Origin of the sequence: Aquabacterium sp. NJ1 (genome assembly GCF_000768065.1) — a bacterium.
Lineage (GTDB): Bacteria > Pseudomonadota > Gammaproteobacteria > Burkholderiales > Burkholderiaceae_C > Aquabacterium.
This window is the reverse complement of sequence record NZ_JRKM01000001.1, coordinates 4,029,293-4,054,291: the sequence shown is the minus strand read 5'-3', so window position 1 is coordinate 4,054,291 and position 24,999 is coordinate 4,029,293. Positions and strand designations below refer to the sequence as shown.

General features: G+C 63.4%; 19 protein-coding genes. 1 reads left to right on the top strand and 18 read right to left on the bottom strand.

Annotated features, from left to right (window positions below; translation table 11 throughout):
* Positions 1-5 precede the first annotated feature (5 nt).
* The 11 genes from JY96_RS24240 to JY96_RS17320 form a co-directional block, all read right to left on the bottom strand.
* Complete coding sequence (locus JY96_RS24240; protein ID WP_304413408.1) at positions 6-770, bottom strand: methyl-accepting chemotaxis protein; 765 nt, start codon at positions 768-770, stop codon at positions 6-8.
* 191 nt (positions 771-961) lie between these two features.
* Positions 962-3,250 carry an ATP-binding protein gene (locus JY96_RS17365; protein WP_161784355.1) on the bottom strand — a complete coding sequence of 763 codons (2,289 nt, stop codon included), beginning with the start codon at positions 3,248-3,250 and terminating at the stop codon, positions 962-964.
* A 285-nt stretch (positions 3,251-3,535) separates the two neighbouring features.
* Positions 3,536-4,762: a fatty acid desaturase gene (locus JY96_RS17360; RefSeq protein ID WP_035039424.1), complete on the bottom strand. Its 1,227-nt coding sequence runs from the start codon at positions 4,760-4,762 to the stop codon at positions 3,536-3,538.
* Positions 4,763-4,878: 116 nt separating this feature from the next.
* Positions 4,879-5,310, bottom strand: a complete 432-nt coding sequence (locus JY96_RS17355; RefSeq protein ID WP_035039422.1) for a hypothetical protein — start codon at positions 5,308-5,310, stop codon at positions 4,879-4,881.
* Between the two features lie 17 nt (positions 5,311-5,327).
* Positions 5,328-6,755, bottom strand: a complete 1,428-nt coding sequence (locus tag JY96_RS17350) for a hypothetical protein (RefSeq protein ID WP_035039420.1) — start codon at positions 6,753-6,755, stop codon at positions 5,328-5,330.
* A gap of 199 nt (positions 6,756-6,954) precedes the next feature.
* A complete protein-coding gene (locus JY96_RS17345) occupies positions 6,955-7,764 on the bottom strand; it encodes a 1-acyl-sn-glycerol-3-phosphate acyltransferase (RefSeq protein ID WP_081961369.1) in 810 nt (269 codons plus the stop codon).
* Positions 7,761-9,104: a dihydroorotase gene (locus tag JY96_RS17340; protein WP_035039418.1), complete on the bottom strand. Its 1,344-nt coding sequence runs from the start codon at positions 9,102-9,104 to the stop codon at positions 7,761-7,763. Before JY96_RS17340 ends, JY96_RS17345 begins: the two co-directional genes overlap by 4 nt.
* A gap of 7 nt (positions 9,105-9,111) precedes the next feature.
* Positions 9,112-10,074, bottom strand: coding sequence for an aspartate carbamoyltransferase catalytic subunit (locus JY96_RS17335; protein ID WP_035039415.1), 963 nt, complete (start codon positions 10,072-10,074; stop codon positions 9,112-9,114).
* Positions 10,071-10,586, bottom strand: a complete 516-nt coding sequence (gene pyrR, locus JY96_RS17330; protein WP_035039413.1) for a bifunctional pyr operon transcriptional regulator/uracil phosphoribosyltransferase PyrR — start codon at positions 10,584-10,586, stop codon at positions 10,071-10,073. Before pyrR ends, JY96_RS17335 begins: the two co-directional genes overlap by 4 nt.
* Before the next feature lie 16 nt (positions 10,587-10,602).
* The gene (ruvX, locus tag JY96_RS17325) at positions 10,603-11,001 is read right to left on the bottom strand and encodes a Holliday junction resolvase RuvX (RefSeq protein ID WP_035039411.1); all 399 of its coding nucleotides are present in this window, start codon (positions 10,999-11,001) and stop codon (positions 10,603-10,605) included.
* Complete coding sequence (locus tag JY96_RS17320; RefSeq protein ID WP_035039409.1) at positions 10,998-11,585, bottom strand: YqgE/AlgH family protein; 588 nt, start codon at positions 11,583-11,585, stop codon at positions 10,998-11,000. The genes ruvX and JY96_RS17320 overlap by 4 nt, the downstream gene beginning before the upstream one ends.
* 107 nt (positions 11,586-11,692) lie before the next feature.
* Here JY96_RS17320 and JY96_RS17315 point away from each other — a divergent pair, with 107 nt between their 5' ends.
* Positions 11,693-13,273, top strand: coding sequence for a deoxyribodipyrimidine photo-lyase (locus tag JY96_RS17315; protein WP_035039407.1), 1,581 nt, complete (start codon positions 11,693-11,695; stop codon positions 13,271-13,273).
* An 18-nt stretch (positions 13,274-13,291) separates the two neighbouring features.
* Here JY96_RS17315 and JY96_RS17310 read toward each other — a convergent pair whose 3' ends face one another.
* The 7 genes from JY96_RS17310 to JY96_RS17280 form a co-directional block, all read right to left on the bottom strand.
* On the bottom strand, positions 13,292-14,401 hold the full coding sequence (locus tag JY96_RS17310) for a diguanylate cyclase (RefSeq protein ID WP_235333967.1): 1,110 nt from the start codon (positions 14,399-14,401) through the stop codon (positions 13,292-13,294).
* A gap of 17 nt (positions 14,402-14,418) precedes the next feature.
* Positions 14,419-20,952: an Hpt domain-containing protein gene (locus tag JY96_RS17305; protein ID WP_035039403.1), complete on the bottom strand. Its 6,534-nt coding sequence runs from the start codon at positions 20,950-20,952 to the stop codon at positions 14,419-14,421.
* Positions 20,953-20,967: 15 nt separating this feature from the next.
* Positions 20,968-23,307 (bottom strand): methyl-accepting chemotaxis protein, encoded by a 2,340-nt coding sequence (locus JY96_RS17300; protein ID WP_035039401.1) that lies wholly within the window; start codon positions 23,305-23,307, stop codon positions 20,968-20,970.
* A gap of 42 nt (positions 23,308-23,349) precedes the next feature.
* A complete protein-coding gene (locus JY96_RS17295) occupies positions 23,350-23,892 on the bottom strand; it encodes a chemotaxis protein CheW (RefSeq protein WP_035039399.1) in 543 nt (180 codons plus the stop codon).
* A gap of 17 nt (positions 23,893-23,909) precedes the next feature.
* On the bottom strand, positions 23,910-24,275 hold the full coding sequence (locus JY96_RS17290) for a PleD family two-component system response regulator (RefSeq protein ID WP_035039397.1): 366 nt from the start codon (positions 24,273-24,275) through the stop codon (positions 23,910-23,912).
* A 99-nt stretch (positions 24,276-24,374) separates the two neighbouring features.
* Positions 24,375-24,749 carry a PleD family two-component system response regulator gene (locus JY96_RS17285; protein WP_035039395.1) on the bottom strand — a complete coding sequence of 125 codons (375 nt, stop codon included), beginning with the start codon at positions 24,747-24,749 and terminating at the stop codon, positions 24,375-24,377.
* Between the two features lie 90 nt (positions 24,750-24,839).
* A complete protein-coding gene (locus JY96_RS17280) occupies positions 24,840-24,992 on the bottom strand; it encodes a rubredoxin (RefSeq protein WP_035043462.1) in 153 nt (50 codons plus the stop codon).
* Positions 24,993-24,999 lie beyond the last annotated feature (7 nt).

Genomic DNA, 24,999 nt, shown 5'->3' with positions numbered 1-24,999 from the left:
GGCATTCAGACCGTTTCGACGACCAGGGCATCCTTGGTCTTGCTGTTGATCAACTGCAACTCGGTGACCGCGCCAATGATCATCTTGCCGCCCGCCTGCAGGTCCTGGAAGGTGGTCGTGGTGATCAGGTCGTTCTTGTAGAGGTTGTTGCGGTAGTCGTTGGACAAGGCCTCGGCACGATTGGCCAGCGTGCGCACCTCATTGGCCACCACGGCAAAGCCCTTGCCCTGCTCGCCGGCACGTGCCGCCTCGATCGAGGCGTTGAGTGCCACGATCACCACCTGGCGCACGATGGCAGCGAACTCGTCATTGCGATCGTGCATTTCGCGGTTGTGCGTGATCAGCACGTTCATGTCGGCATGCCAGCGCTCGAAGGTCTTGATCAGAGTGAGCAGCTTCTCGATCGAGTCGGCCAGGCGGTTGCAGTTGACCAGCGTCTGCTCCTTGCTGCCCGAGGCCATCGCCTGCACTTCACGCAGTTGACGGTCCAGGCCCTGCTTGAGCTGGCTCATCTCGGACTTGGCCGAAGACTGCTCGTCATGCAGGCGGCGCTGATGCTGGTCCAGTTCCTGGCGCAGCTCTTCAATGGTGTGCTGCAAGCTGGTTTCCCTGGCCTGCGCCTCGCTGGCCAGCACCACCTCGCCTCTCAGCTTCAAGGCACGCTGGTGATGAAACCATGCACCCAGCGCGCCCATCAGGCATCCCGATAAAAACACAATCGAGTAGAGCAGCATCTTGAGAACCCTTGCGGTGATCGCGCGATTGGCCATGAATCCATGGTGACAAGCGCATAGTTACTTCAGCTTATCGGCGCATATGGGGCGTCATAAAGTTGCAGAGGCGTCCAAATTCCACGCTTTTCACGCCTTGCACTCACCCTTGGCACAACAAGGGCATGGCGGCAAAACAAAGGCCCCACCGGCGCGAACCAGCAGGGCCACGGTGCAGCGTCGCGGCCCGATCAGGCCTTGACGGCGAACTTCTCTGGCAGCGTGATCACCAGCTCGAAGGCGCGCAGATCAGCGCCAACGTTGTTGTCGGTGAAGCGGATGGCCACATCGCCGCCTTCCTTCTGCAGGAAGCCGCGAACCGCGTCCATGCCCACGCCACGCCCGGACACTTCGGTGACCTTGTCTGCGGTCGAGAAGCCCGAGGCGAAGATCAGATTGGCGATCTCTTCCGGCGAACGGCTCTCACCTTCGTTCAACACACCGTTCTCGATGGCCTTCTGGCGGATGCGCCCCACCGCGAGGCCTCGGCCATCGTCGTGCAACTTCAAGGTCAGTTGAGCGGCGTCCAGTGCCGCGTCCAGCTGGATGTGGCCAGCGGGGCTCTTGCCTGCGGCCTGACGCGCTTCGGCGGTTTCCAGCCCGTGGTCCATGGAGTTGCGGAACAGGTGAGTGAACACGTTCTTGAGCAGGCCAATGGCCTGGTTGCGCACCACGATGCCGTTGTCGGCGATGCTGATCTGCGGCGCTTCCTTGCCCAGCTCCTTGGCCAGCGAAGGCATGGACTCGACGATGCCAGCCAGCACGGTGTCGATCTTCTCGGTGCCGATCAGGCGCAGCGTGCGCTCGACTTCGTTCAAGGCCTGGCGCGCATCGGCCAGGTCGCCCGCGTTGGCAGCCTTGATCAGCTCCATGGCGCGCGCCACCTGGTCCTTCTCGACCATCAGGAAGCGCTCCACATTGCCGCGACGGCCCGGACCCTTGCGACCCAGCTTGACGTCGTTGATCTTGTGGTATTCGTCGATCGAGGCGTGCACCAGGGCCAGTTGGCTCAGCAAGGCATCCTGGTCCCAGACCTTTTCGTCGTCCTTGCGCAGATCGTCGTACTCCTGCTCGGTCTCGTGCACGACGTTGGTCATGTTCAGCAGGCCATAGGTACGGGCGTTGCCCTTGATGGTGTGCATGTTGCGGAACAACAGGCCGATCGCATCCATGTCCTTCTGAGGCGCCTTGCGGATGATCTCTTCGTTCTCGGCCACGAACTTGTAGCTGGACTCGATGAAGTCCTGGAACTTCTCCTGGCTCACAGCCAGGATCTCGCCAATGATTTCCAGCTCGCGCTTCTGGGCACCGGCTTCGCTTTCCAGTCGCTTGAGCTCGGTCACGTCGCGCACGCACAGCATGAGCTTCTCGACCACGTCGTTGTCATCCGAGATCGGCGACCAGCTCAGCTCCAGGCTCTTGAGCGCGCCATTGGGCATGGCCTTGTTGAACTCGGTGACCAGCAGGTGCGAGTTGAACTCGTAGTTCATCAGGTCTTCGCCAATGCACGAACCCACCGCCGCATCCACCTGAGACAGGTCGTTGGAGCCCAGGCTGGTGTCGGTGAACACCAGCTCCATCATGTTCTGACCAGCGATGTCCTTGGTCTCGAAGATGGTCTCCATGTAGGCGGAGTACTCGGGGTGGATCACACCACCAGGCAGCACCGTCAGCACGCCTTGGGGCATGTTCTGCAGCATGGCCTGGATGTCGTGCGTCTTCTGACGCAACTGGGCGGTGCGCTCGGCCACACGCTTTTCCAGGGTGGCGTTCTGCTCGGCGATCACGGCCATCATCTGCACGTTGTTGCGGATGAAGAAAACCAGCACGCCCATGAAGATCAAGTTCATGACGCCCAGCGCCATGCCCATGTACAGGTTGAGCTTGACGGTCTGCTGAGACGAAGCCAGGGTCTTGACGAAGTTCTGGTAGCTGGATTCGCGGAATTTCTTGATCGAGTCGCGCAGCGCATTGAGCGTCTTGTTCATGCGCTTGGTCTGCTCGGGCATGTTGGCGATCTTGTTCTTGAGGAAGTCCTCAGCCGTCTGCAGCGCCATGGCGTTGTACTTCTTGTACTCCTCGCGCAAGGCCCCGATTTCCTTGGCGCGCTCGGGATAGATCTGCGCCATCTCGACGAACTCCTCGTCGCCCTTCTTGTAGAAGTCTTCTGCTTCGTCAAGCGGGTCATGGTCGCCCAGCATGACGGAGCGCATGAACAGCTCTTCCATCTTGTCCAGGCGAACAATGTTGGCCTCGATCTTCTGCAGCACCGGGAAGTACAAGTCCTTGATCGCAGAGAGCTGGTCGCTGCTCTGGAAGGACTGGCGCACGCTGTAGCTGGTCACCGCCAGGAACACCACAATGGCCACACCGACCATGAAGATGATCTTGCGCATCGGGTTGGCCGTAGACGGTGCCGCAGCCGCCTCGGGCTCCCCGGAAGCTGGCTTGTTTTGGGGGAGCGCGGCAGGACTTTGCATGATGTGTTCCATCGCCTTCAACCTCTTTCATGAGCCCGCCTGATTCGCATGCCATCGGCATGACAAACCACTGCAGACCGGACTACGTCACCGTTCAATGATTTATGAGCGGCAAATCAGAATACGAAATACAGGACAGGTTTACGGCCGGAAAAGAGAACACTTAAGCCTTCAGTAAGACCTTTTTCATCGGGATGTGGGAAAGGATGCAAATCTGGCAAAAAAAAAAGCGTGCCGCAAGGGCACGCTACTCAGATCGACAAACGTATGCCGATCGATGATTTGTCAGGCATGCGCGGCGCGCAGCTTGCGAGAAAACTCCTGCAAGGCCGCAATGCCGCTGGCTTCAGCCCGCTGGCACCAGGCCTGCAAATCCACCACCAGCTGCTCGGCAGACACATTGGTGCGCGTCCACAGCGTGCGCAGTTCTTCGCGCATGGCAATGAGTTTGTCCAGGTGGGGGTTGGCGGCCAGTGCCTGGTCCACCTGCTGCTGGATGCCCACGGGCATCTGGTCGGTGTCGCGGTGCATCCACTTGCGCACACGTTGCAGCTGGCTGGCCGCAGACTCCTGCCCGCTGGCCTTGAGACGGCTGACTTCAGCCGCACAAGCCGAACGCACTTCGGCGGCATAACGGGCCATCAGCTCATAGCGGTTGGCCACGATGGCCTCCAGCGTCTTGGCATCGGCCACCGGCTTGATCTCACCCAGTTGCAGGCGAGGCGGCGTCTTGCGAACCTTGGCCAGGCCCAACATTTCCAGACCACGGATGTAGCCCCAGCCAATGTCGAACTCGTAAGGCTTGACCGACAGCTTGGCCGAAGTCGGATACGTATGGTGGTTGTTGTGCAACTCTTCGCCACCGATGATGATGCCCCAGGGCGACACATTGGTGGAGGCGTCAGGCGCCTCGAAGTTGCGATAGCCCCACCAGTGCCCCAGGCCATTGATGATGCCGGCGGCCGTGATCGGGATCCACAACATTTGCACGGCCCACACGGTGATACCGATGGCGCCGAACAAGGCCAGGTCGATCAGCAACATGGCGATCGGGCCCCAGTCGTTGCGCGGGGTGTAGAGGTGGCGCTCCAGCCAGTCATCGGGCGTGCCGTGACCGTACTTCTTGAGCGTCTCGGCCTTCATGGCCTCGTCGCGGTAGAGCTCGCGGCCTTCCAGCAGCACCTTCTTGATGCCGTGGGCCACAGGGCTGTGCGGGTCTTCAGCGGTTTCGCACTTGGCGTGGTGCTTGCGGTGCACGGCCACCCATTGTTTGGTGACGGTGCTGGTGGTCAGCCACAGCCAGAAACGGAAGAAATGTGATGGCGCAGCGTGCAGCTCGAGTGCACGGTGCGCCTGAGATCGATGCAGGTAGATCGTGACAGATGCAATGGTGATGTGCGTCAGAAGCAGCGTGTAGACAACAACATGCCACCAGCTGGCGTCTGTCAGACCATGGATCGCCCATTGCACGAGACCATCATGCAGCGACCCGGAAAACTCGGAAAAAAACATCAGGGACCTTTCAACGGGACGCGTGATTGTAGAGGCCCCCGAAATATTGTCTTGGTCCGGAAACAATAAAGGGTTGCCACGCGAGTGATCGCGTGACAACCCTTGCCCGGAGCGACTTATTCCACGGTCAGGACAACTTTGACCGTGCTATCCACTGCGGACTTTTCGATGTAGCCAATGGCATCCGGGTTGGCTGCCACGTGCTTCTTCACATCAGCGGCTGTCGGCACTTCCTTGGGCGGCGTGGCCTTACCCGAGAAGGTCAGACGGGCCCAGGTGGCTTTCACCTGCGCAGGCGACTTGCCAGCGGCCTTGCTGTAGAAGATTTCGCGCGCCTTGTCGGACTCAGGCAGATCGGCCGGAACGGCAGTCTGACCTGAAGGCAATGTCGAAGTCTTGCCCAGGAAAATGGCGGCTGCCTGTTCAGGCGTCATGGACGCCAGCGGGCTCTTGTGGTTGACGATCACAGCGACCTGGGCGCTGGCGGCTTGGGCCAGGGTCAGGAGTGCAACTGTGGCGAAGGCTTGAAGGGTGTGCTTGAGTTTCATGTGATGCTCCCTTCCGCTCAGAACACAAAGTCCATCGACGCGGACAACACGTTGACCTTGCGACGGCTAGTGAGGAAGGATTGAGCCTGCGTCGTACTGGGATCCTTCGTGAAGAACATACCCCAGGAATCGGCAGGTTTGTGGATTTGATCCCACTGGAATTTCAGCGCCAGGCTGGAGGAAATGTCCCAACGGGTACCCAGGGTGATAGTGCGTTGAGAAAGCTTTTGAACATCCATCAAGCTCTGCACGCTACTGTTGATATTGGCAGCAATGCCCTGGGACACAGCATTGAACGTACCTGTGTTCACGTCAACCACTGCAACTGATCCCGGCGTGACGCTTCCTGGGGCAATATTAGCGCTGTTCACGCTGATTTTCGACAGTCCGACATATGGCGTGAACTTCGCCACGCGGTAGCCGACCAAACCATACCAGGCAGTCGTATCGGCAATAAAACCACTGCTACGCCGCTTGGTATATTCACCAGACACCACCCAGGCATCCTGATCGTATGTAAAACCAAAATCCACGAAGGAGATATTCTTCCCATTGGTGGCAAGCACATCCGTCGAGGCAATGGTCTGTGCCGCCATGCCTGCCGCCGCAGTTTGCATGCCCGCGGTGTTAGTCAAACCATAGGAAGAGTATAGGGGGCACGTATTGACACCAAATTGTGCCGCGGCACCCAAGCAGGTCGCGGCGCTGTAGAGACTCGAGATCGACGTCGACGACAGATTGAACTTCGCCTTGGAATAACCAGCTCGCAACGTTAAGCCATTGTCCATTTCCGCACTGATATTGATGCCATGTTGCTTCTTCAACTCAAATGTGGAAGGAGGCAGGGCCGTTGCACCCTTATTGATCGCGGAACGATAGTCAGCAATGGATTCACCACCCCACAAATTGAAGTTGAAGGTGGTAGATCCTAGATTATATTGATAGGTTGCATCAGCGCCTTCAAATTGATCTGTTGGCACCAACCCATACACATCCAGAGGGGGTCTGATGGGAATATTCGCATAACCCACGTTTCGGAAATCCGAAACCATGAAGAATGGGGCGCCCATGCGCCCAGCCCGGAATGATAGGGCTGGCATAGCTTGCCACTTGGCAAATGCCCAATCCACACTCGGATAGTATTCACTGTCCGCCGTATACCGAAGCATGACTTGCGAAGTGGCGGAAATAGTTGGGGTGAATTTGTATGTCCCCTGAAGCGCCAACTTGCTGTCTGGGGTGGTGCTGGGAGTTGTGCCTGCACCGCCACCCTGGCCAGGATAGTTCACATACACATCGTTGGTACTGGAATGCACGGCACCCAGCGTACCAAACCCAGAAAGCCGGAAGTTGCCGTCAGGCGACTGGTAATCAGCCTGGGCACTCATGCAAGTGACCAAGGCTGCGGCCGCCAGGGGGAGGCGCCGAAGTTTTTTCTCTGACATTGGAGGGACTCCTCAACAGGGTTGACGGGACGCCGAATCGGCCTGAACACCTGGTACTTTTTGGAAGTCGGTGTTGTGTCCGAATGCGCCACCACTTTGCCTAAGGGCTTTGCGGTTGTCGTCAGAGTAGAGTTACCACTTGACACCAATCCCCTGAATAAGGTGTATCGCAACGTGCATTTTTTCACTAATGCACGAATTAGTGATTCTGCAAATGCAGGCAGTCAGAGATTTGCGTTTGCAACTGGTCGGCCAGTGCCCGCCTGTCAGCATGTGCCGCCGCCTGTAGAGGCAGGATGTGAGCGTGCACTTGCAACCCTTTCGCAGTGACGATCCACCACAGGGATTGCATCAAGGTGGTGTCGCCCACGTAGGCGGCGATGGGGCTCACGGCGTGCGCCGGGTCGCTATAACGCAACACCACGGGCTGCACAGGCGCCGGGGCGTCGATGGCGGCCTGTAATAAATTCGCGTGGAAGTGCATCACGCCGTGGCCGTCACCGGTAGTGCCTTCCGGGAAAACGGCTACGGTGTGGCCCTCGCGCATGGCCTTGGACATCAAGCCCAGCACGCGCATGGCGTCCCGGCGCCGCTCCCGAACGAGGTAGAGGGTGCCCGCCGCCGTCACCAGGCGCCCCACCAGGGGCCACTGCCCGACCTCGGCCTTGGACACGAAGCGCGAGGGCACCACGGCGTTGATGGACACGATGTCCAGCCAGGAGATGTGATTGGACACCACCAGCTTGGCACCAGGCCGCGCCTGCCCTTGCACCGTCAGCTCGATGCCCAGGATGGTGAGCAACTTGCCGGACCAGCGGGCCGTTTCGTCGTGCCAACCTTGCTCGTCCAGCTTGGGCCAGACCAGATACGAGCGCGCATAGCCGATCAACAGGTGGAGCAAGACCCGAGACAGGCGCCATGCGGCCCGTGGAATGGCTTGGACCAACTGCAACGGGCCAGCGGGCCCGGGTTGTTGGCCTTGTTGCGGGCTGCCCAGGGTGGCACTCATGCCGTCACGCGTCGGTTTTCAGCCTCGTGCGCGACCTGACCAGCCACCAGCGTGAGTTGCACCCGTCCCGCCAGCTCGAAACCGGTCGAGCTGAAAGCAAAGGGCGTGTGCTTGCCCTGACTGACCAAAGCTGATGGCTCAACCACCCAGCGCGCGGCCAGGTCGAACACCACCACGTCGGCCACACCGCCGGCCACCAGGCGGCCGGCGCTGGAAGACAAGGAGCCCAGGGCCTCGCCCAGCACCTTGACCGGCCCTTGGGTGACCACAGACAGCGCGCGACGCAGCTTGGCGGCATCGGGCTTGTCGCTTTGATCGGCGCCCGACCACTTCAAGGCCAGGCTGAGCAAGAGCTCCAGGCCGGTGGCGCCGGGTTCAGCCTCGCCAAAAGGCAAGGTCTTGTTGTCTTCGTCGACCGGGGTGTGGTCGGACACCAGCGCGTCAAGCGTGCCGTCCAGCAGGCCGGCTTGCAGGGCGTCGCGGTCACGGCCCTGGCGCAGCGGGGGCGTCACGCGCATGGCGGGGTTGAAGTAGCCGATGTCGACATCGGTGAGCAACAGGGAGTTGATGCTCACGTCCGCGGTGATGGGCAGGCCCTGGGCCTTGGCCTGGCGGATCAGCTCGACACCTTGGGCACTGGAGAGGCGGCAGATGTGCACGCGCGCGCCGGTGGCCTTCACCAGTTCGATGATGGTGCCCAGCGCGATCGTCTCGGCGCTGACCGGCACGCCGGACAAGCCCAGGCGCGTGGCCACCGGGCCGCTGGCAGCCACGCCCTTGCCCAGCCAGGCATCTTGCGGGCGCAGCCAGACGGTGTAGCCAAAGGTGCCTGCGTATTGCAGGGCACGTTGCAGCACCTGCGTGTCCTTGATGGGCACTTCGGCTTGCGAGTAGCCCACACAGCCGGCCTCATGCAGCTCGGCCATCTCGGTGAGCGTTTCGCCCTTGAGGCCACGCGTGAGCGCGCCCAGCGGGAACAGGCGGCAGCGGCTGAGCTTGCGGGCACGCAGCTTGAGCATCTCGACCAGGCCGGGCTCGTCCAGCGTGGGGTCGGTGTCGGGCAGGCAGACCACGCTGGTCACGCCACCGGCGGCGGCGGCGGCCAGCTCGGACTCCAGCATGCCTTCGTGCTCGTGGCCGGGCTCTTTGAGGCGCGCGGCCAGGTCCACCAGGCCGGGGGCCACGATCATGCCCGTGGCGTCGATGACGCGGTCAGCGGCGAAGTCGGCGCTGGCGGTGCCAATGGCGCTGATGCGGCCCGAGGTGATGGCGAGGTCACCGATCTGGTCCAGGCCGGAAGCAGGGTCGACCAGGCGGCCGTTCTTGATGAGGATTTTCATAGACAGCTCAAGCCTCGTTGCCAGCGATGATGGACATGACGGCCATGCGAACCGCGATCCCGAAGGTCACCTGGGGCAGGATCACGCTCTGCTTGCCATCGGCCACGGCGGAGTCGATCTCCACGCCACGGTTGATGGGACCCGGGTGCATGACGATGGCGTCGGGCTTGGCCAGGGCCAGCTTGGATTCGGTCAGGCCGAATTCCTTGAAGAACTCGCCGGCGCTGGGCAGCATGCCGCCGCTCATGCGCTCGTTCTGCAGGCGCAGCATGATGACGACGTCGGCACCACGGATGCCTTCGGCCATGTCATGGCACACGCGCACGCCCATCTCGCGCAGGTCGCCGGGCACGAGGGTGCGCGGGCCGACCACACGCACTTCCGGCACGCCCAGCGTCGTCAAGGCATGGATGTTGGAGCGGGCCACGCGCGAGTGCACGATGTCGCCCACGATGGCCACGGTCAGGTTGCTGAAGTCCTTCTTGTAGTGCCGGATCGTGTACATGTCCAGCAAGGCCTGCGTGGGGTGCGCGTGGCGGCCGTCGCCGGCATTGACCACGTGCACATGCGGTGCCACGTGCTGCGCGATCAGGTAGGGCGCGCCGGATTCGGAGTGGCGCACGATGAACATGTCGGCCTGCATCGCGCTCAGGTTGGCGATGGTGTCCAGCAGGCTCTCGCCCTTGGAGGCCGACGAACGCGCGATATCGAGGTTGATCACGTCGGCGCTCAGGCGCTTGGCCGCGATCTCGAAGGTGGTGCGGGTGCGGGTGCTGTTCTCGAAGAACAGGTTGAAGACGCTCTTGCCGCGCAGCAAGGGCACCTTCTTGACTTCGCGGTCATTGACGCTCAGGAACTGCTCGGCCGTGTCCAGGATCTGGTGAATGATGGGCTTGGGCAGTCCTTCGGTGGACAGCAGGTGGATCAGCTCGCCATGCTTGTTGAGCTGTGGGTTGGTCTTGAGCATCAAACCCTCTCGAAATGGAATTGGAAGCGGCCGTCTTCGGTGCGGTCCAGCGACACGCGCTCATTGGCGGGCAGCGTGATGCGGGCTGCGGACAGGGCCGGCTCGATGGGCAGCTGGCGGCCACCGCGGTCCACCAGCACGGCCAGGGTCACGCTGGCCGGACGGCCAAAATCGAACAGCTCGTTGATCACGGCACGCGTGGTGCGGCCCGTGTAGAGCACGTCGTCGATCAGCAGGATGTGGCGGCCTTCGACTTCAAAAGGCAGATGGGTCGCATCCTTGGTGGTGGACATGCCGCGCGAGCTGAAGTCGTCGCGGTGCAGCGCCGACGAGATCACGCCATGGGGCATCTTCAGGCCCAGGTCGGCATTGAGCCGCTCGGCCAGCCAGGCACCACCCGACCAGACGCCCACCAGGGTGGTCTCAGGGGTGACGATGCGGCGCAAGCCGGCCAGCAGGTTGTCGTAAAGCGCCTCGGCATCGAGGTGCAGGGTGTGGGGCGTGGAGTCGCTCACGGTGGCCTCTTGCTTGTCAGGGCTGTGGATGATCGTTGAAATATTGTTGCAGCAGGATGGCAGCCGAGGCCGCATCCAGGTCACGCGCGCCATTGGCGATGGCCTCGGTGGTGGAGTAACGCTCGTCCACCTCGTGCACAGGCAGGTGAAAACGCCCGCGCAGCTGGCCGCCGAACTTGCGCGCACGCAGCGTATTGTCGTGCTCCGCGCCGTCAGGGTGATACGGCACGCCGATGACCAGGGCGTCAGGCCGCCACTCTTCAATCAGCTGGGCGATCTGCTCGAACCGCGGTTTGCCTTCGACCGCGATGGTGCGCAGCGGCTGCGCCTGGCGCATCAGGCTGTTGCCCGTGGCCACGCCCACCCGCTTGAGACCGTAGTCAAAAGCGAGGTAAGTCAAGGTCGGCCCGCTCATGCGTGCCCAGCCTCGCCCATCAGGAAGTTGCGGTCGATGCCAAGCAGAGACAAAGCCTGGTCATAGCGTTGCTCCACCGGCGTGTTGAAGATGATGTCCGGCTTGGCGTCTACAGTGAGCCAGCCGTTGCGCGACAACTCTTCTTCCAGCTGACCGGCGCCCCATCCCGAGTAACCCAAGGTGATGAACACATTGCGCGGGCCGGCGCCATTGGAGAGCGCCTCCAGCACGTCGCGCGAGGTGGTCATCTCCAGGCCATCGGCCACCTTCAGGGTGGAGTTGTAGTGGCCACCCTCGGCATCCAGGCTTTCATGCAACACGAAACCCCGCTCGGTCTGCACCGGGCCGCCGAAGAACACCGGCCGGCTGGCCAGATCGGGTCGATCCAGACTCAGGTCCACCTTCTCGAACAGGTGCTTGAGGTTGATGTCGATCGGCCGGTTGATGACCAGGCCCAACGCGCCTTTGTCGTTGTGCTCGCACAGATAGACCACCGTACCGGCAAAATTGCCGTCTTTCATCCCCGGCATGGCGATGAGGAACTGGTTGGTCAGATTGATGGGGTTGGGCGCGCCGGCAGACATGGCGTAATTTTAGACGCCCGCGCCCAGCCCTTTCAGCCTGATTCACCCAATTCCCCCACTTAGCCCCCTCACGCCAGCCCACTTGCTGACAAACGAACGCCCAAGACATGACCGAAGTCATTGATTCTGCCCTGGTCTGGTTTCGACGCGACCTGCGCAGCACGGACCATGCGGCGCTTTACCACGCCCTGAAAAACGCCCGCCGGGTGTGGTGCGCCTTCGTGTTCGACACCGACATCCTGGACCCGCTGCCTCGGTTCGACCGGCGGGTGGATTTCATCCAGCGCAGCCTGGTCGAGCTGGACCAGGCACTGGAGGCCCTGGGGCAGCAGCACCCGCTGGCGCAACTACACAGTTCAGCCGCCAGCGGCGCCACCACCGGCCTGATCGTGCGGCACGGCTCTGCCAAGGTCGAGATCCCCAAGCTGGTGGCCCAACTGGGCGTGCAGGCCGTCTACGCGAACCACGATGACGAACCCGCCGCCCAGGCCCGGGACGCCCATGTGCGCGGCCAGCTGAGCAACCTGGGCGCGGCCCTGTTCACCTCGAAAGACCACGTGATCTTCGAGCGCAACGAGGTGCTGACCGGCAACGACTCACCCTACGGCGTGTTCACGCCGTACAAGAACGCCTGGCTCAAGAAGATCGACCCGTTCTACGTCAAGCCCTACCCCATCGAGCGCTTCGCCGGCCACCTCGCGCCGATACCCGCCAAGGTCCACGCGGTGGGCACACCACGGGTGCCCGCGCTTCAGGCCATCGGCTTCGAGCCGGTGGGGGAGCTGAAGATCCCGGCCGGCATGAGCGGCGCCCAGGCCCTGCTCGACGACTTCCTGCACCGCATCGACCACTACGACGAGACCCGCGACTTCCCCGGCATCAAGGGCCCCAGCTACCTGTCCACCCACCTGCGTTTTGGCACCGTGTCCATCCGGCAACTGGCAGGTCTGGCCTGGGACCGCGCCAAAGCGGGTTCAGCCGGCGCGCAAACCTGGCTGTCCGAGCTGATCTGGCGCGATTTCTATCACCAGATCCTGTTCCACCACCCGCATGTGGTGGGCCACGCCTACAAACGCGAGTACGACCTCATCAAATGGGCGCACGGCAGCAAGGCGGAGGCGCATTTCCAGGCCTGGTGCGACGGCCGCACCGGCTACCCGCTGGTGGACGCGGCCATGCGCCAGCTCAACCAGACGGGCTACATGCACAACCGCCTGCGCATGGTAGTGGCCAGCTTCCTGATCAAGGACCTGGGGATCGACTGGCGCCGCGGCGAAGCCTACTTTGCCGAGAAGCTGCTCGACTTCGACCTGGCTGCCAACAACGGTGGCTGGCAATGGGCCGCATCCAGCGGCTGTGATGCCCAACCCTGGTTCCGCATCTTCAACCCCATCAACCAGAGCGAGAAGTTCGACCCACAGGGCAAGTTCATCCGCCGCTATGTGCCCGAGTTGGCCGCCCTGCCCGACAGGGCCTTGCATGCGCCCTGGCTGGCTCGCCCATCCGATCTGGCCAGCGTTGACGACGTGGTGATCGGGCGCGACTACCCGCAGCCCATCGTGATGCACGATGAGGCCCGAGCCGAAACACTGGAGCGCTATGCGGTGCTCAAGACCGCCACGGACAAGGACATCCTGAAGCTGGCGCGCAAGAAGCCCACGAAGAAGGCCGCTAACAAAGCGGGCTGAGCCCGGCCCGGCGTCGGGTCAGAACAGCTCGACGTCACCAACGTGGGTGTCTTCGGATGCCAGCACGCCATCGCGCACCAGTGCCTCGAAGCACAGCACCTGGTTGCGCCCCTGGTGCTTGGCCTGGTAGACGCCCTGGTCCGCGCGGGCAAAGGCCACGTTGGGCGTGTCCTGGTGCTGGATTTCGGTGAAGCCCACGCTCACCGTCACCCGGTTGACCTGCGGGAAGGGGTAGGACTCGACGTTACGCCGGAAGCGCTCGAAAGCGCCCATGGCGTCCTCCTCGGTCCCGCCGCGCAGCAGGATCACGAACTCCTCGCCACCGAAGCGATACAGCCGGTCGTAGTGCCGGAAAGACTGGCGCATGATGCGCGCCACCAGCACCAGCACTTCGTCACCGATCAGGTGGCCGAAGCCATCGTTGACCTTCTTGAAGTGGTCGATGTCCACCACACCCAGCCAATAGCCGGTCACCGGCACGGCACGCCGCTCGCCAGCGGGCACCTGGTGAAGGTCGGCGGCCACCGGCATCGAGGCCTTCAGGAAAGACGCATCGAAAGTCTGGCGGTTGAGCAAGCCCGTGAGCGCATCGCGCTGACTGGACTCCAGCAGGTTCTGGAAGTTGCCAAACACCTTGAGCAAGGTCTGGATCGGTCGCAAGGCCTGCAAGGACAAGGGCTTGTCCGACCAGACCTCGATCACCCCCGGCAAGCCGACCTCGACCTGCAGAGGCAGCACGGTCACATGCCGCAGCGCCGGATCACCAGCCACCTCTTCGCTCAATTCGGCTTGTTCCAGCAAGCGCGCCTCCAGCACGGATTCGCGCATGGGGTAGGCGCCCAGAGGAGGCAAGGATTCCAGGTCCACCCAGGGCGGATCGCTGACCGTCAACTGGCCACGGCGCGCCAGACCACTGCACAGCCAGTGCCGAGGTTCTTCGTCACGTCCGACCAGTCGGTACACCCCCACACTGCTGACGGACAGCAGCTCGAGCACGCCTTGCGCCAGCGACACGTCCAGCATTTCGCGGTCGCGCTGGGCCGTCAGGGCTGCCAGATGGGAAATGGCCTCCTCGGCAACCGGATGCACGGTTGCCGTCTGGGGCGGGGTTGCGGTAATGGCCGACAAGTCTTGACTGCAATGGATCAGACGGCTGCCTCATGCTGCACCGTGTAGCGCGCCACCAAGGCCAGCAACTCTTCTTCGCCGTACGGCTTGCCCAGGTAGTGGTTCACACCCAGCTCGGTTGCGTAGTCACGGTGCTTCTGCGCGATACGTGAGGTGATCATGATGACCGGCAGATCAGACAACTTTTGATCCGCGCGGATGTTGCGAACGAGGTCGAAACCATCCATGCGGGGCATTTCAATGTCGGACAGTACCACCGCGGGGCGCTCCTGTGCCAGCAATTCAAGGGCTTCCAACCCGTCTTTTGCCAGCATCACGCGATAACCTTCACGCGCCAGCAGGCGCTGGGTCACCTTGCGCACGGTCAGCGAGTCGTCCACCACCATCACCAAGGGGGCCTGAGGCTCGGAGGATTCCGTCACGGCCTTGGCCTTGCCAGCTTGCTTGCTGTCAACTTGCAGCCAGTCGCCCAGATCGGGGCCAACGGCCGCCAGCGATTCGGCAGTCTGCGCGTGCGCGCGGTCGCCATACACCGTGGCCAGCGCCACCGGGTTGTAGATCAGCGAGACGGCGCCAGAGGCCAGCAGCGTCATGCCCGCCAGGCCCGGCAGGCGCGCCAGTTGCGGCCCCAGGTTCTTGACGACCACTTCCTGATTGCCCAGCACTTCATCCACGTGCAGCGCGACGCGTTGCTGCGCCGAGCGCACGATGACCACCGGCAAGGTGCGCCCGCCTTCCAGGCCACGCGGGCTGAAGTCCAGCAAGGCGCCCAGCCAGTAGAACGGCAGAACCAGATCCGCGAAGGCATAACTGCCCTGCTGGTAAGCCTGTATCACCTCTTGCGGACGCGCGCGGCGCACCATCTCGATCAGGTGGGTAGGCACGGCGATGTTGATGGCGCCGCAACGCAGCATCACCACCTTCGTGACGGCGGTGGTCAGCGGCAGGATCAGCGTGAAGCTGGTGCCCTTGCCCGCCGAGGTGGCCGTCTCAATACGGCCGCCCATGGCGTTCACTTCGGAGCGGACCACGTCCATGCCGATGCCACGGCCGGCCAGTTCGGTGACGGACTCGGCCGTCGAGAAGCCCGAGGTGAAGATCAATTGCGCCAGTTCGGCTTCGCTGGGCTGCTCGTCCGGGCGCAGCAGGCCCATGGCCACGCCACGCAGGCGGATGCGCTCCAGGTTCAGGCCGGCGCCATCGTCACGGAACTCGATGGCCACTTCGTTGCCTTCATGGCGCAAGGCCACGATGACCTGGCCGGTGGCGTCCTTGCCATTGGCCGTGCGGGTGGCGCCATCTTCGATGCCGTGGGTGATGCAGTTGCGCAGCAAGTGCTCGAACGAGCCGGTCATGCGTTCCAGCACGCCACGGTCGATTTCGGTGGAGCCCCCCTGGATGTCCAGACGCACCTGCTTGCCGGTCTCCTTGGCCGCCTGGCGCACCACACGGTAGAGGCGATCAGACAGGCCATCGAACTCCACCATGCGCGTGCGCAGCAGGTCATCCTGCAGGTCGCGCGTCAGGCGTGCCTGGGCGGCCAGCTGGTCTTCGGCGGTTTCCAGGTTGCGCTGCAAGGTGCGCTGCACCGTGGCCACGTCGTTGACCGACTCGGCCATCATGCGGGTCAGCTCCTGGAAGCGCGTGTAGCGGTCGAACTCCAGCGGGTCGAAGTTCTGGCTCATGGCGCGCGCCGCTTCCATGCGGGTGCTGAGCTGGGTTTCGGCTTGCAGTTCGATGTCGCGCAGTTGCTGGCGCAGACGCTCCAGGTTGTCCGTCAGGTCGGTCAGGGAGCCACGGATCTGGCCCACCTGCGACTGCAGACGGGTGCGCGTGATGCTGACCTCGCCGGCGTGGTTCACCAGACGGTCCAGCAGTTGCGGGCGCACACGCACAGCGGCCTGCGACGGGCCTTGCACGTGCTCGCGCTCGACACGCACCGAGGGCACCTGCCCGGCGCTGCTCAGGCTGGCCCAGTTGATCGGCTCCAGCTTGGCTTCGCCCGGTTGACGCGGCATGAGCGGCACCACAGGCTGCGGCGCGGCCTGGTGCTCGGCCGACGCCGTGACCTGCGCTGCGTCGACCGGCTCGGTCACCGGCAAGGGTGTGGGTTCGGGCACCGACAGCACCGGCTCGGCAGGCGGCAATGCTCGGCTGGCTTGCTCGTCGTAGCTTTGTGCATCACGGGCGCGCAGAGCCTCGAACACCTCGACCAGGCGGTCTACGCGCCCTTCCAGAGGCGCCACATCGGCAGGCGTGATGTGATCGGACGCCAGCAGGCGCTCGATCGTGGACTCCATGCGGTGTGCCAGCTCGCCCAGGCGCATCGCACCGGCCAGGCGCGCACCGCCCTTGAAGGTGTGCAGCGTGCGCATGCAAGCCGCCGCCGCCGCGGGGTGATCCGGCATTTCCAGCCACTGACGCGTCTGGCTGGCCAGCTGAGGCAGCAACTCCTGCGCCTCTTCTTCGAAGATCGGGAACAGGTCGGCGTCGACGTTGTCCTGCGCATCGATGTCGGACTCATCATCCCAATGCACGGGCCCTGCCCCGCTCAAGCCCTGCACGCCAGGCACCGCGCCCTGCAGTGCGTCGGCCTCGGGTGTCAGGGGCTCGAAGTCCTTGAACTCGGCCACGCCCAGCGGCGCAGGCTGGGTGGACTCGACCTCATCGGCAGAGCGAACCAGACGCAGATGCGGGCGCGAGTCTTCAACCGGCAAGTCGCCCAGCAACGAATCGGACGGCTGCGGATGCTCCCCCTCGGGCGCAAACGGGTCGACATGGGGCGGCACAGCGGCCTCCCCTGACTCATCCAGGTCACTGACCAGGCTGCGGGCCTCGATGCGGCGCGAGGCCTCGTGGTCGTACCACTCCAGGCGGCGCATCAACTCGTCAGACGGGGTCTTGAGGAACCCGGCGGCGAACTGGTGCAGCAGGCGGCGAATCTCTTCGGCCGCTTCGTTGAACAGCGACACGGCCTCGGCTTCGCCGCCACCCAGGGCTTGCGAGCGCATCAGGGCGTGCTCCAGCAGGCGGGCCAGTTGCGACAGCTCGGTGTAGCCCACGGTGCCAGAGTTGCCAGCCAGGGAATGCGCCAGCGCGATGGCGTCGTCACCCACAGGACGATGCAGCTCCAGCGCCCACTCGCCCAAGGAGGTGCTCAGGCGGCGCGATTGCTCGTCGGCCTCGTTGAGGTAAATGTTGAACAGCGGGATGCTGATGCGCAACGGGCCCACCACCTTGATCTGCTCATCGCTGGCGTCGGATTGGCCTTCATGGGCCTGTTCAGGCGGCTCAGGTTGCGCCGGTGGTTCGATGTGAGCAGCGCCATTCGACGGCGTCTCGGGCGCAGCGGCCTCCATGGGCAGATCCAGCAACTCACCGGCTTGCGTCGGATCGTTGTCGTCCAGGAGCACGAACTCCTTGGGATCGGTCAGGGTGACCGCGGCCAGGGGCTCGTCAGCGGCCTCCTCCGACTCGGCATACAAGGCGGCTGGCGTCGAGGGGGCATGGCTGGTTTCGGCCACCAGCGGCGCCTGTGGCGCACCCGTTGCGGCGTCGAGGTCCAGCACGATCAGCTCGTGGTCGGCCAGCGCTTCCCCCATCAGCCCCTGCGGCTGCGTATCCACTTCGGGCAGGGCTTCCAGATCCAGCACCGTGTCGGGCTCGGTGACGGCCACCTGCTCAGGCAGCGTCAGCTCTGGCATGACCATCGACTCCACCGGCGTCGATACCGCGTCGGACAGATCCAGCTCGTCGAAGGACAGTGTCTGCACCAAGGGCTCGGCCTCGATCGGTGCCGCTTCGGCAGCCCGATCCAGCAAAGGCAGCTCCCAGTCCACATCGGGTGGCACAGGCTTGGGCTCGTCCAGCAGAACCGGGGCCGGCTCCGCCAAAGTCTCGATCACCGGCGCAGCCGGGGCAGGGGCAGGCTCTTCGGGTTCGCCACCTTCGGGCTCGGCTGCCGCGGCAGAGGCGGCATCGGCCAGGCGCATGCGCTGACCGTGAAGGCGCAAGGCATCGGCCACGGCTATCACGGGCTGCGCCGTCCAGCCGGCATCCTGCTTGGCAGAAATCGCGTCCGTCCACAAGGCAAAGTGCCCCAGCAACTCGGCTGTGACCGCCTGCAGATCCGGGCTGGCAGGCGTTTGCGATGCCAGCCAGGCGTTGTACATCTGCTCGCAGGCCCAGCCCGCCTCGCCATACTCCTTGAGGCCCACCATGCGCGAACTGCCCTTGAGCGTGTGGAAGCCACGGCGCACGGCCGTCAGCGAGCCCACGTCATCGGGTTGCGTGGCCAGATGGGCCAGCGCCTGCTGCATGTTGTCGATGACCTCGCGCGCTTCCTCCAGGAAGATGTCGCGCATCTCGTCGTCTTCTTCGAGGCCGGTTTCTTCCGTCACCGCCACGGGTGCGAGCGACAAAGGAGCTTGCGGCGGAAAGTGCGGTTCAGGCTGCAGGGTTTCGGCGTCCGACACCGAGGCGGTGAAGTCGGTCAGCACTTGAGAGACCTGCTCGCGCGCGGCAGCCAGGGCGGCCTCGTCGTCGCTGGCCTGGGCGGACTCGATGGCCGCTTGCGCTGCCGCCACGCTTTCGGCGAGGCCTGCCTGCTCCTGCACGTGCTGTGTCTCGGCCAGCTTCTGCAGCTGTTCGGACACCTCGCTCAGCGAAGCGTCATCACGCTCCAGCACCTCGGCCACTTCCTCGACCACCGCATGTGCTTCTTCCATCTGCACATGCTGCGCCACGAACTCTACAGGGTCATCCTGGGTTTTTTTTTCCCGCCCCATCACCGGCGCCAGCACGCCGGTGGCTTCGTCCATCGTGAACAGGGACTTGGCCAGGGCGGGTTGCACGCCCATCATGTCAATCAGGAAGCCCAGTGCACCCAGGTTGGTGGCCAGGCGATCAAACACGCCATCTTGCGCGGCCTGATCCAGATCGGCACCGGGCACCAGCAGGTGGTCCACGGCCTCGCGCATGCGCACGGTCGCGTGTGCGGCCACATCCAGGCCCAGCACGGCCAACACACCGCGCATGGACTGCAGCTGGCCGGGCACGCTCACCAGCGGGGTGGTGTCCTTGGGATCACGGAAGAACTGGTCGATGTGCTTTTCGCAGTCGGTCAGCGTGGTGCGCAACTCCTGAACCACGCTGCCAATCGTCTGGCGATCAGAGACGCGGCGGTACAGGTCTTCCATCCAGCCTTCCAGCGGCTGCGCATCGTGGCCATCGCTGACACTGGTGATGCGCTGCGCCAGGCGCTGCACGCGCTGCTGCTGATCGGGGCTGTCGAACTCGCCGTCTTCCAGAGAGGCCTCGACGTACAAGAGGCTCGTGGCCACTTCCATGGCCAGCGCAGGTTCAGGCGCCTTGGCCGCCTGCACCGTGTTGTGCACGGCATGCGTCAGGGCATCGGCCAGCGACTGGCCTTCCGGGAACAGCCTGCGCAAGGAATCACTGACCAGCGAGAACTGCTCGTTCAAGCCACCCAGGCGCAACAACTCGCCGGCCGCGACAGCAGACCAGCCATCCTTGGCACCGGCCACGCGCTTGAGGGCCTGCGCCACCCAGGCGGGGTCGTACTTGCCCAGCGTAGAGGCCTGCAAGTCCACGGGCTTGTGGCGTTCCAGGCCGAACGTGCGGCGCACGCGCGCCAGCACCGAGTTGTCGGCGGCCGGCACATCGGAGGCCTGCGCGCAGAAGAACAGCAATTCATTGGCCAGGCGATCAGACGGCGTGGCATTGCCCTTGACCAGCACGCGCAACTGGCTGAGCAGTTGCGACAGCACGCGCTTGGCGTGCACGCTCAGCGGCACATGGGCGCCGGCCAGGCCTTCCAGGAAGCCACTGGCCAACATCCAGGTGGCGGACTCGCGGTGGGCGGAGCGCTGCACCGCCCCGCTGGCCAGCGAGGCACACAGGTCCGCCAAGACCACGGCGTCAGCCGGCTGGTTACGCTTGAGCAGGTTCAGCAGGCCGGTTTCAAAATCATCCACGGTGGCCGCATCGGCGGCGCGCGGCTGCACGTTCTCGGGCGGGGCCAAGGGCGCTTCGAGCGACAGGTCAGGCCAGTCTTGCGACCACAGATCGGTCGGGCGTGGCAACACGCTGCCGGCACGGGCCATCAAGGCCTCGTACTGCGGGAACAGTGCCATGGCCGACACAGGCTTACCCGCCAGGCGGCGGCCGACATAGTCCAGCAAGGCAAACGAGGCCTTCTCGACGTCGCGCACGGCATCCTCGGTGATGGACTGCGGGCGGTTGACGAACTTCTGCACCACCGCTTCGGCGGCGCGCAGCAGCGTCGCACCAGCGGGCACGCCCGCCAGCTCCAGCGCGCCCACACCCTGGTGGATCTGCTGGCGTGCCGTGCGCAGGATGGCCGGGTCCATGGCGTCCATGTCGGACAGCCCGGCCGATGTCACATCCTTGAGGCAACGATGCAGCGCCTTGTGGGCCGCATCCAGCGACTTGCGCAGTTCCTCGTGAACCCAGGCCAGAGCGCTGAGGTCATCGGAGGGCGAAGGAGCGTCGTTGTGCAAGCTGTCCATGGTTCATTCGCTCTCTCAGGAAGCGATCTTGAATCGGGCCACCGATTGTTGAAGTTCGTTGGCGGTCCTGGACAATTCACGCACCAACTGCGTGGTTGAACGGGTACCTTCACCGGTCTGCTCGGTCACGGCAAAAATGTGCTGGATGTTGGACACCACCACATTGGCCGATTCGGCTTCCTTGAGCGCCTGCGACGAGATCTGCTCAATCAGTTCAGCGAGTCGGCGAGACACGCGGTCGATGTCGCCCAGCGCGGAGCCGGCGGCGTCGGACAGTCGGGCCCCTTCCACCACACCCTGCGTGGAGCGTTCCATAGCGGCCACGGCATCTTGCGTGTCGGTCTGAATGGTGCGCACCAGGGCGGCAATTTCGCGGGTCGCATCAGCCGAACGTTCAGCCAGACGCTGCACTTCTTCTGCCACCACCGAGAAGCCGCGGCCCGCTTCACCTGCGGACGCCGCTTGAATGGCGGCGTTCAGCGCCAGCACGTTGGTCTGCTCGGTAATGTCGGAAATCAGCTCGGTGATTTCGCCGATTTCCTGCGACGACTCGCCCAGTCGCTTGATGCGCTTGGAGGTTTCCTGGATCTGCTCACGGATGGTGTTCATACCACCGATGGCGTTCTGCACGGCTTGCAGACCGGAGTCGGCGGCAGCCAGCGACTGGCGCGCCACTTCGGCGGAGTGCTGAGCTTGTGCCGACACCTCGTTAATCCGGCCGGCCATCTGCAGCACGGACTCACCGGTTTCGCGGATCTCGCGCAGCTGTTCGTCAGAGGCAGCCAGCAGTTCGGTCGACGTGGCTTCCACCTCGCCGGTGGTCTCGGTCACCCGTTGCACCGTGCCCTGCACCTGCGACACCAGGTTGCGCAGCTCTTCCACCGTGAAGTTCACCGAGTCGGCGATGGCGCCGGTGATGTCTTCGGTCACGGTGGCTTGTTGCGTCAAGTCACCTTCAGCGACGAGTTGCAGTTCGTTCATCAAACGCAGAATGGCGGCCTGGTTGGCGTCGTTCACGCGCTTGGCTTCACGCTCCAGGCGTTCGGCTTCCTGGCGCTGTTGTTCAGCCACCTGACGACGGTGGTTCTGGTCGGTCAGGAAGACGCGCAGCAGGCCATAAGCAGCCGCCACGGTGATCAACAGGAAGACCAGGATCAGGGCCACGTTGACGCCACCAATACCGGCGCTTTCCGACAGCTTCTGCTGAACCGTTTCCAGACCCTTGCGCAGCGGCTCGGAGTCGTCGATCACGGCCACCTGGGCGTCACGCGCGGCCACCAGGCTTTGCAGCGAACCGAGAATGAAGGTCGACTGTGTGCGGGTGCGCTCGAAGATCTTGAGCAAGGCATCCAGCTGCTCACGCACGGCCGGGTCCTTGGCGGCCGGCAGCTTCAGGTCGGCATCACCATTGAGCAGGCCTTCGGCGATTTCCTTGAAGGCGTTCAGGTCCTTGCCCAGCAGAAACACGGCCTCGGTCGACACGCCTTCCACCGTCAGGAATTCGTTGGCCGACTTACCGATGCGCTGCGTCAGCATCACCAGCTGGTTGAGCGAGGTGCCCTCGGCCGGCGTCACGCCGCCCTTCTCGATCTTGGTCGTGGCGATGCCTTCGGCCAGGTCGAGCAGTTCGGACGACTGGCTGTTGACTTCACGCAGGGCCTGGCTCACCTGGGTCAGGGTCTGCTTCTGCTTCAACACGTAGTCGGCGTTTTTCTCGGCACGATCCACCAGCGGCAGCAGCTTGGTCAACTCTTCCTTGGCGGCGCCATGCACTTCGCTCAGGCCCAGTGCCGAGTCACCCTTGTCCAGGCCGCGCACGTTGCTGGCCAGCACCTTGGAGCTGTCGGCCACTTCGCCGAAAGCCTGCGCACGACCGATCAAGGCCTGCGACACCGACTTGGCCAGGCGTTGCGACTGCATCAGCGCCTGACCGGTGGCGCCCGTCTGCGCCGCGCGGCGGTCCGCAGAGGTCACCGACAGGAAGGCGGAGAGCAGCAGGCCCAGCATGCCCACACCGAGCGCACCGCCGATGAAGCGCTGCTGGCGGTCCAGACGCCACTTGCCGATCACGGGCAGGCCGGTCTGCGGCTCGGCCATCAAGGGGCCATCCGGCACCTCGTTCTTGAGCCGGTTGTCGTGGTAGTCAGGCGGAAACTCGGACGGCGCAGCCTCCGAGATGATCGAGTCGGACGTGATCGTGCTGCCACCGGGCTGGATGGTGGAAGGCGCGGCCTGCGTGTCGACCGACTGCGCGCCAGAGGACGTCACCATGCCCTCGGTGCTCAATGCCTCCGACTGGACCTCTTCGTCGTCCTGTGTTTTGCCCAGGTCCTTGATTCGACTCAGGAAACTCATGCCTTTTGCTCCACTGTGTACTGCCAGACGGGGTCAACCCCGTCAAACGTCAATTTTCAGAAAGGCCTCGTCGGCCACCAGGCCGGCAAGGTCCAGTTCGTACCAGGTCCGGCCCAACGCATCGTTGAACTGCTGGCCGATGAAATGCGGTTTGACCGCGCCGGCTGCATCGGGCGCCGGCGTCAGGGCCGTGGCGTTGCGCAAGCCCATCAGGCGGTCGATCAGCAAGGCCGCATTCATCTGCAGCCCCGAGTTGAATGCGATCAGGCGGCCGGCATCACGGGCCGCCACTTCATTGAGGTTGCGTGCCTGGCGCTGCGGCAAGCCCAGGAAAGCCGCCATGTCGACCACGCCGTGCAACTGGCCGCGCAGGTTGGCCACCCCCAGGAACCAGGCCTGGCTGTGCGGCACGGGCTGGATGGTGGACAAGGGGAAAATCTCGCCGGCCTGATCCAGCGACAGCAGGAAACCATGACCGGCAATCTCGACAGCCAACCAACTGCGCGCGGGCGCTTGCTGCCGCACCATCTGCAGGCGATCTGCCAGACGTTGCTGCAACTCCCTCAAGGCTTCTTTATTGGCCATCTTGCTGCGACCTCTGTTTAGCCGAAGGCCTTGATTTTGGTCAGCAACTCTTCCGGGTTGACCGGCTTGACCACATAGTCGCGCGCGCCCTGGCGCATGCCCCAGACCCGGTCGGTTTCCTGATTCTTGCTGGTGCAGATGATGACCGGCACGCTCGCAAAAGCGGGGTCACGCGTGATGGCACGGGTCAACTGAAAGCCGTTCTGCCCGGGCATGACCACGTCCATCAGGATCAGGTCCGGCTTGTCTTCCTGCAGGCGGCGCATGGCTTCCTCGCCATTTTCGGCCGTACGCACCTGGTAGCCCTTTTTCGTCAGCAACTCGGACAGGACATGCAATTCGGTCTTGGAATCGTCAACCAGCAATATTTTCTGAATGGGCATCTCAACTCCTCGGTGCGCGCCTGGCCCAGGGTTTCAAGCAGCCCGGCGCACACGCATTATTCATGCTGACAGGCCACGGCCCGGCAGCCTCTGTTGCAATCAACTGGCGCTGTATTGCGCCACGGCCTGCAGCAATTGGTCCTTGGTGAAAGGCTTGGTCAGGTAGTCCTGCGAGCCCACCATGCGCCCGCGCGCCTTGTCAAACAGGCCGTCCTTCGATGACAGCATGATCACCGGGGTATTGGTGAAGCGCGGGTTTCGTTTGATGATGGCGCAGGTCTGATATCCGTCCAGGCGGGGCATCAGAATGTCACAAAAAATAACATCTGGATTGTGGTCATTGACTTTGGACAGGGCGTCAAAACCATCTTCAGCCAGCACCACTTCGTAACCGCCTTGTTTCAAAAAGATTTCGGCGCTGCGGCGAATGGTATTGCTGTCGTCAATGACGAGCACCTTGGTGCCCGCCTTCAATTCGGGGTTCTCAGCATCAGACACGGACGCGTTCCTCCAGACGACCAACGCCTCTCGGGGCCTTGGTCAAAATCAATTCGATCACGAGGATCAGACCTGAACCATTTCGAAGTCTTCCTTGCGGGCACCGCACTCGGGACAGACCCAGTTCATCGGAACGTCTTCCCAGCGGGTGCCGGGCGCGATACCCTCTTCAGGCAAACCAGCGGCCTCGTCATAAATCCAGCCGCAAATCAGGCACATCCAGGTA

What these genes read in the sequence shown, in the direction of transcription:
- JY96_RS24240 (WP_304413408.1), bottom strand. Translation starts at nt 770, where the DNA reads ATGGCCAATCGCGCGATCACCGCAAGGGTTCTCAAGATGCTGCTCTAC.
- JY96_RS17365 (WP_161784355.1), bottom strand. Translation starts at nt 3,250, where the DNA reads ATGCAAAGTCCTGCCGCGCTCCCCCAAAACAAGCCAGCTTCCGGGGAG.
- JY96_RS17360 (WP_035039424.1), bottom strand. Translation starts at nt 4,762, where the DNA reads ATGTTTTTTTCCGAGTTTTCCGGGTCGCTGCATGATGGTCTCGTGCAA.
- JY96_RS17355 (WP_035039422.1), bottom strand. Translation starts at nt 5,310, where the DNA reads ATGAAACTCAAGCACACCCTTCAAGCCTTCGCCACAGTTGCACTCCTG.
- JY96_RS17350 (WP_035039420.1), bottom strand. Translation starts at nt 6,755, where the DNA reads ATGTCAGAGAAAAAACTTCGGCGCCTCCCCCTGGCGGCCGCAGCCTTG.
- JY96_RS17345 (WP_081961369.1), bottom strand. Translation starts at nt 7,764, where the DNA reads ATGAGTGCCACCCTGGGCAGCCCGCAACAAGGCCAACAACCCGGGCCC.
- JY96_RS17340 (WP_035039418.1), bottom strand. Translation starts at nt 9,104, where the DNA reads ATGAAAATCCTCATCAAGAACGGCCGCCTGGTCGACCCTGCTTCCGGC.
- ruvX (WP_035039411.1), bottom strand. Translation starts at nt 11,001, where the DNA reads ATGAGCGGGCCGACCTTGACTTACCTCGCTTTTGACTACGGTCTCAAG.
- JY96_RS17320 (WP_035039409.1), bottom strand. Translation starts at nt 11,585, where the DNA reads ATGTCTGCCGGCGCGCCCAACCCCATCAATCTGACCAACCAGTTCCTC.
- JY96_RS17315 (WP_035039407.1), top strand. Translation starts at nt 11,693, where the DNA reads ATGACCGAAGTCATTGATTCTGCCCTGGTCTGGTTTCGACGCGACCTG.
- JY96_RS17305 (WP_035039403.1), bottom strand. Translation starts at nt 20,952, where the DNA reads ATGGACAGCTTGCACAACGACGCTCCTTCGCCCTCCGATGACCTCAGC.
- JY96_RS17300 (WP_035039401.1), bottom strand. Translation starts at nt 23,307, where the DNA reads ATGAGTTTCCTGAGTCGAATCAAGGACCTGGGCAAAACACAGGACGAC.
- JY96_RS17295 (WP_035039399.1), bottom strand. Translation starts at nt 23,892, where the DNA reads ATGGCCAATAAAGAAGCCTTGAGGGAGTTGCAGCAACGTCTGGCAGAT.
- JY96_RS17290 (WP_035039397.1), bottom strand. Translation starts at nt 24,275, where the DNA reads ATGCCCATTCAGAAAATATTGCTGGTTGACGATTCCAAGACCGAATTG.
- JY96_RS17280 (WP_035043462.1), bottom strand. Translation starts at nt 24,992, where the DNA reads ATGTGCCTGATTTGCGGCTGGATTTATGACGAGGCCGCTGGTTTGCCT.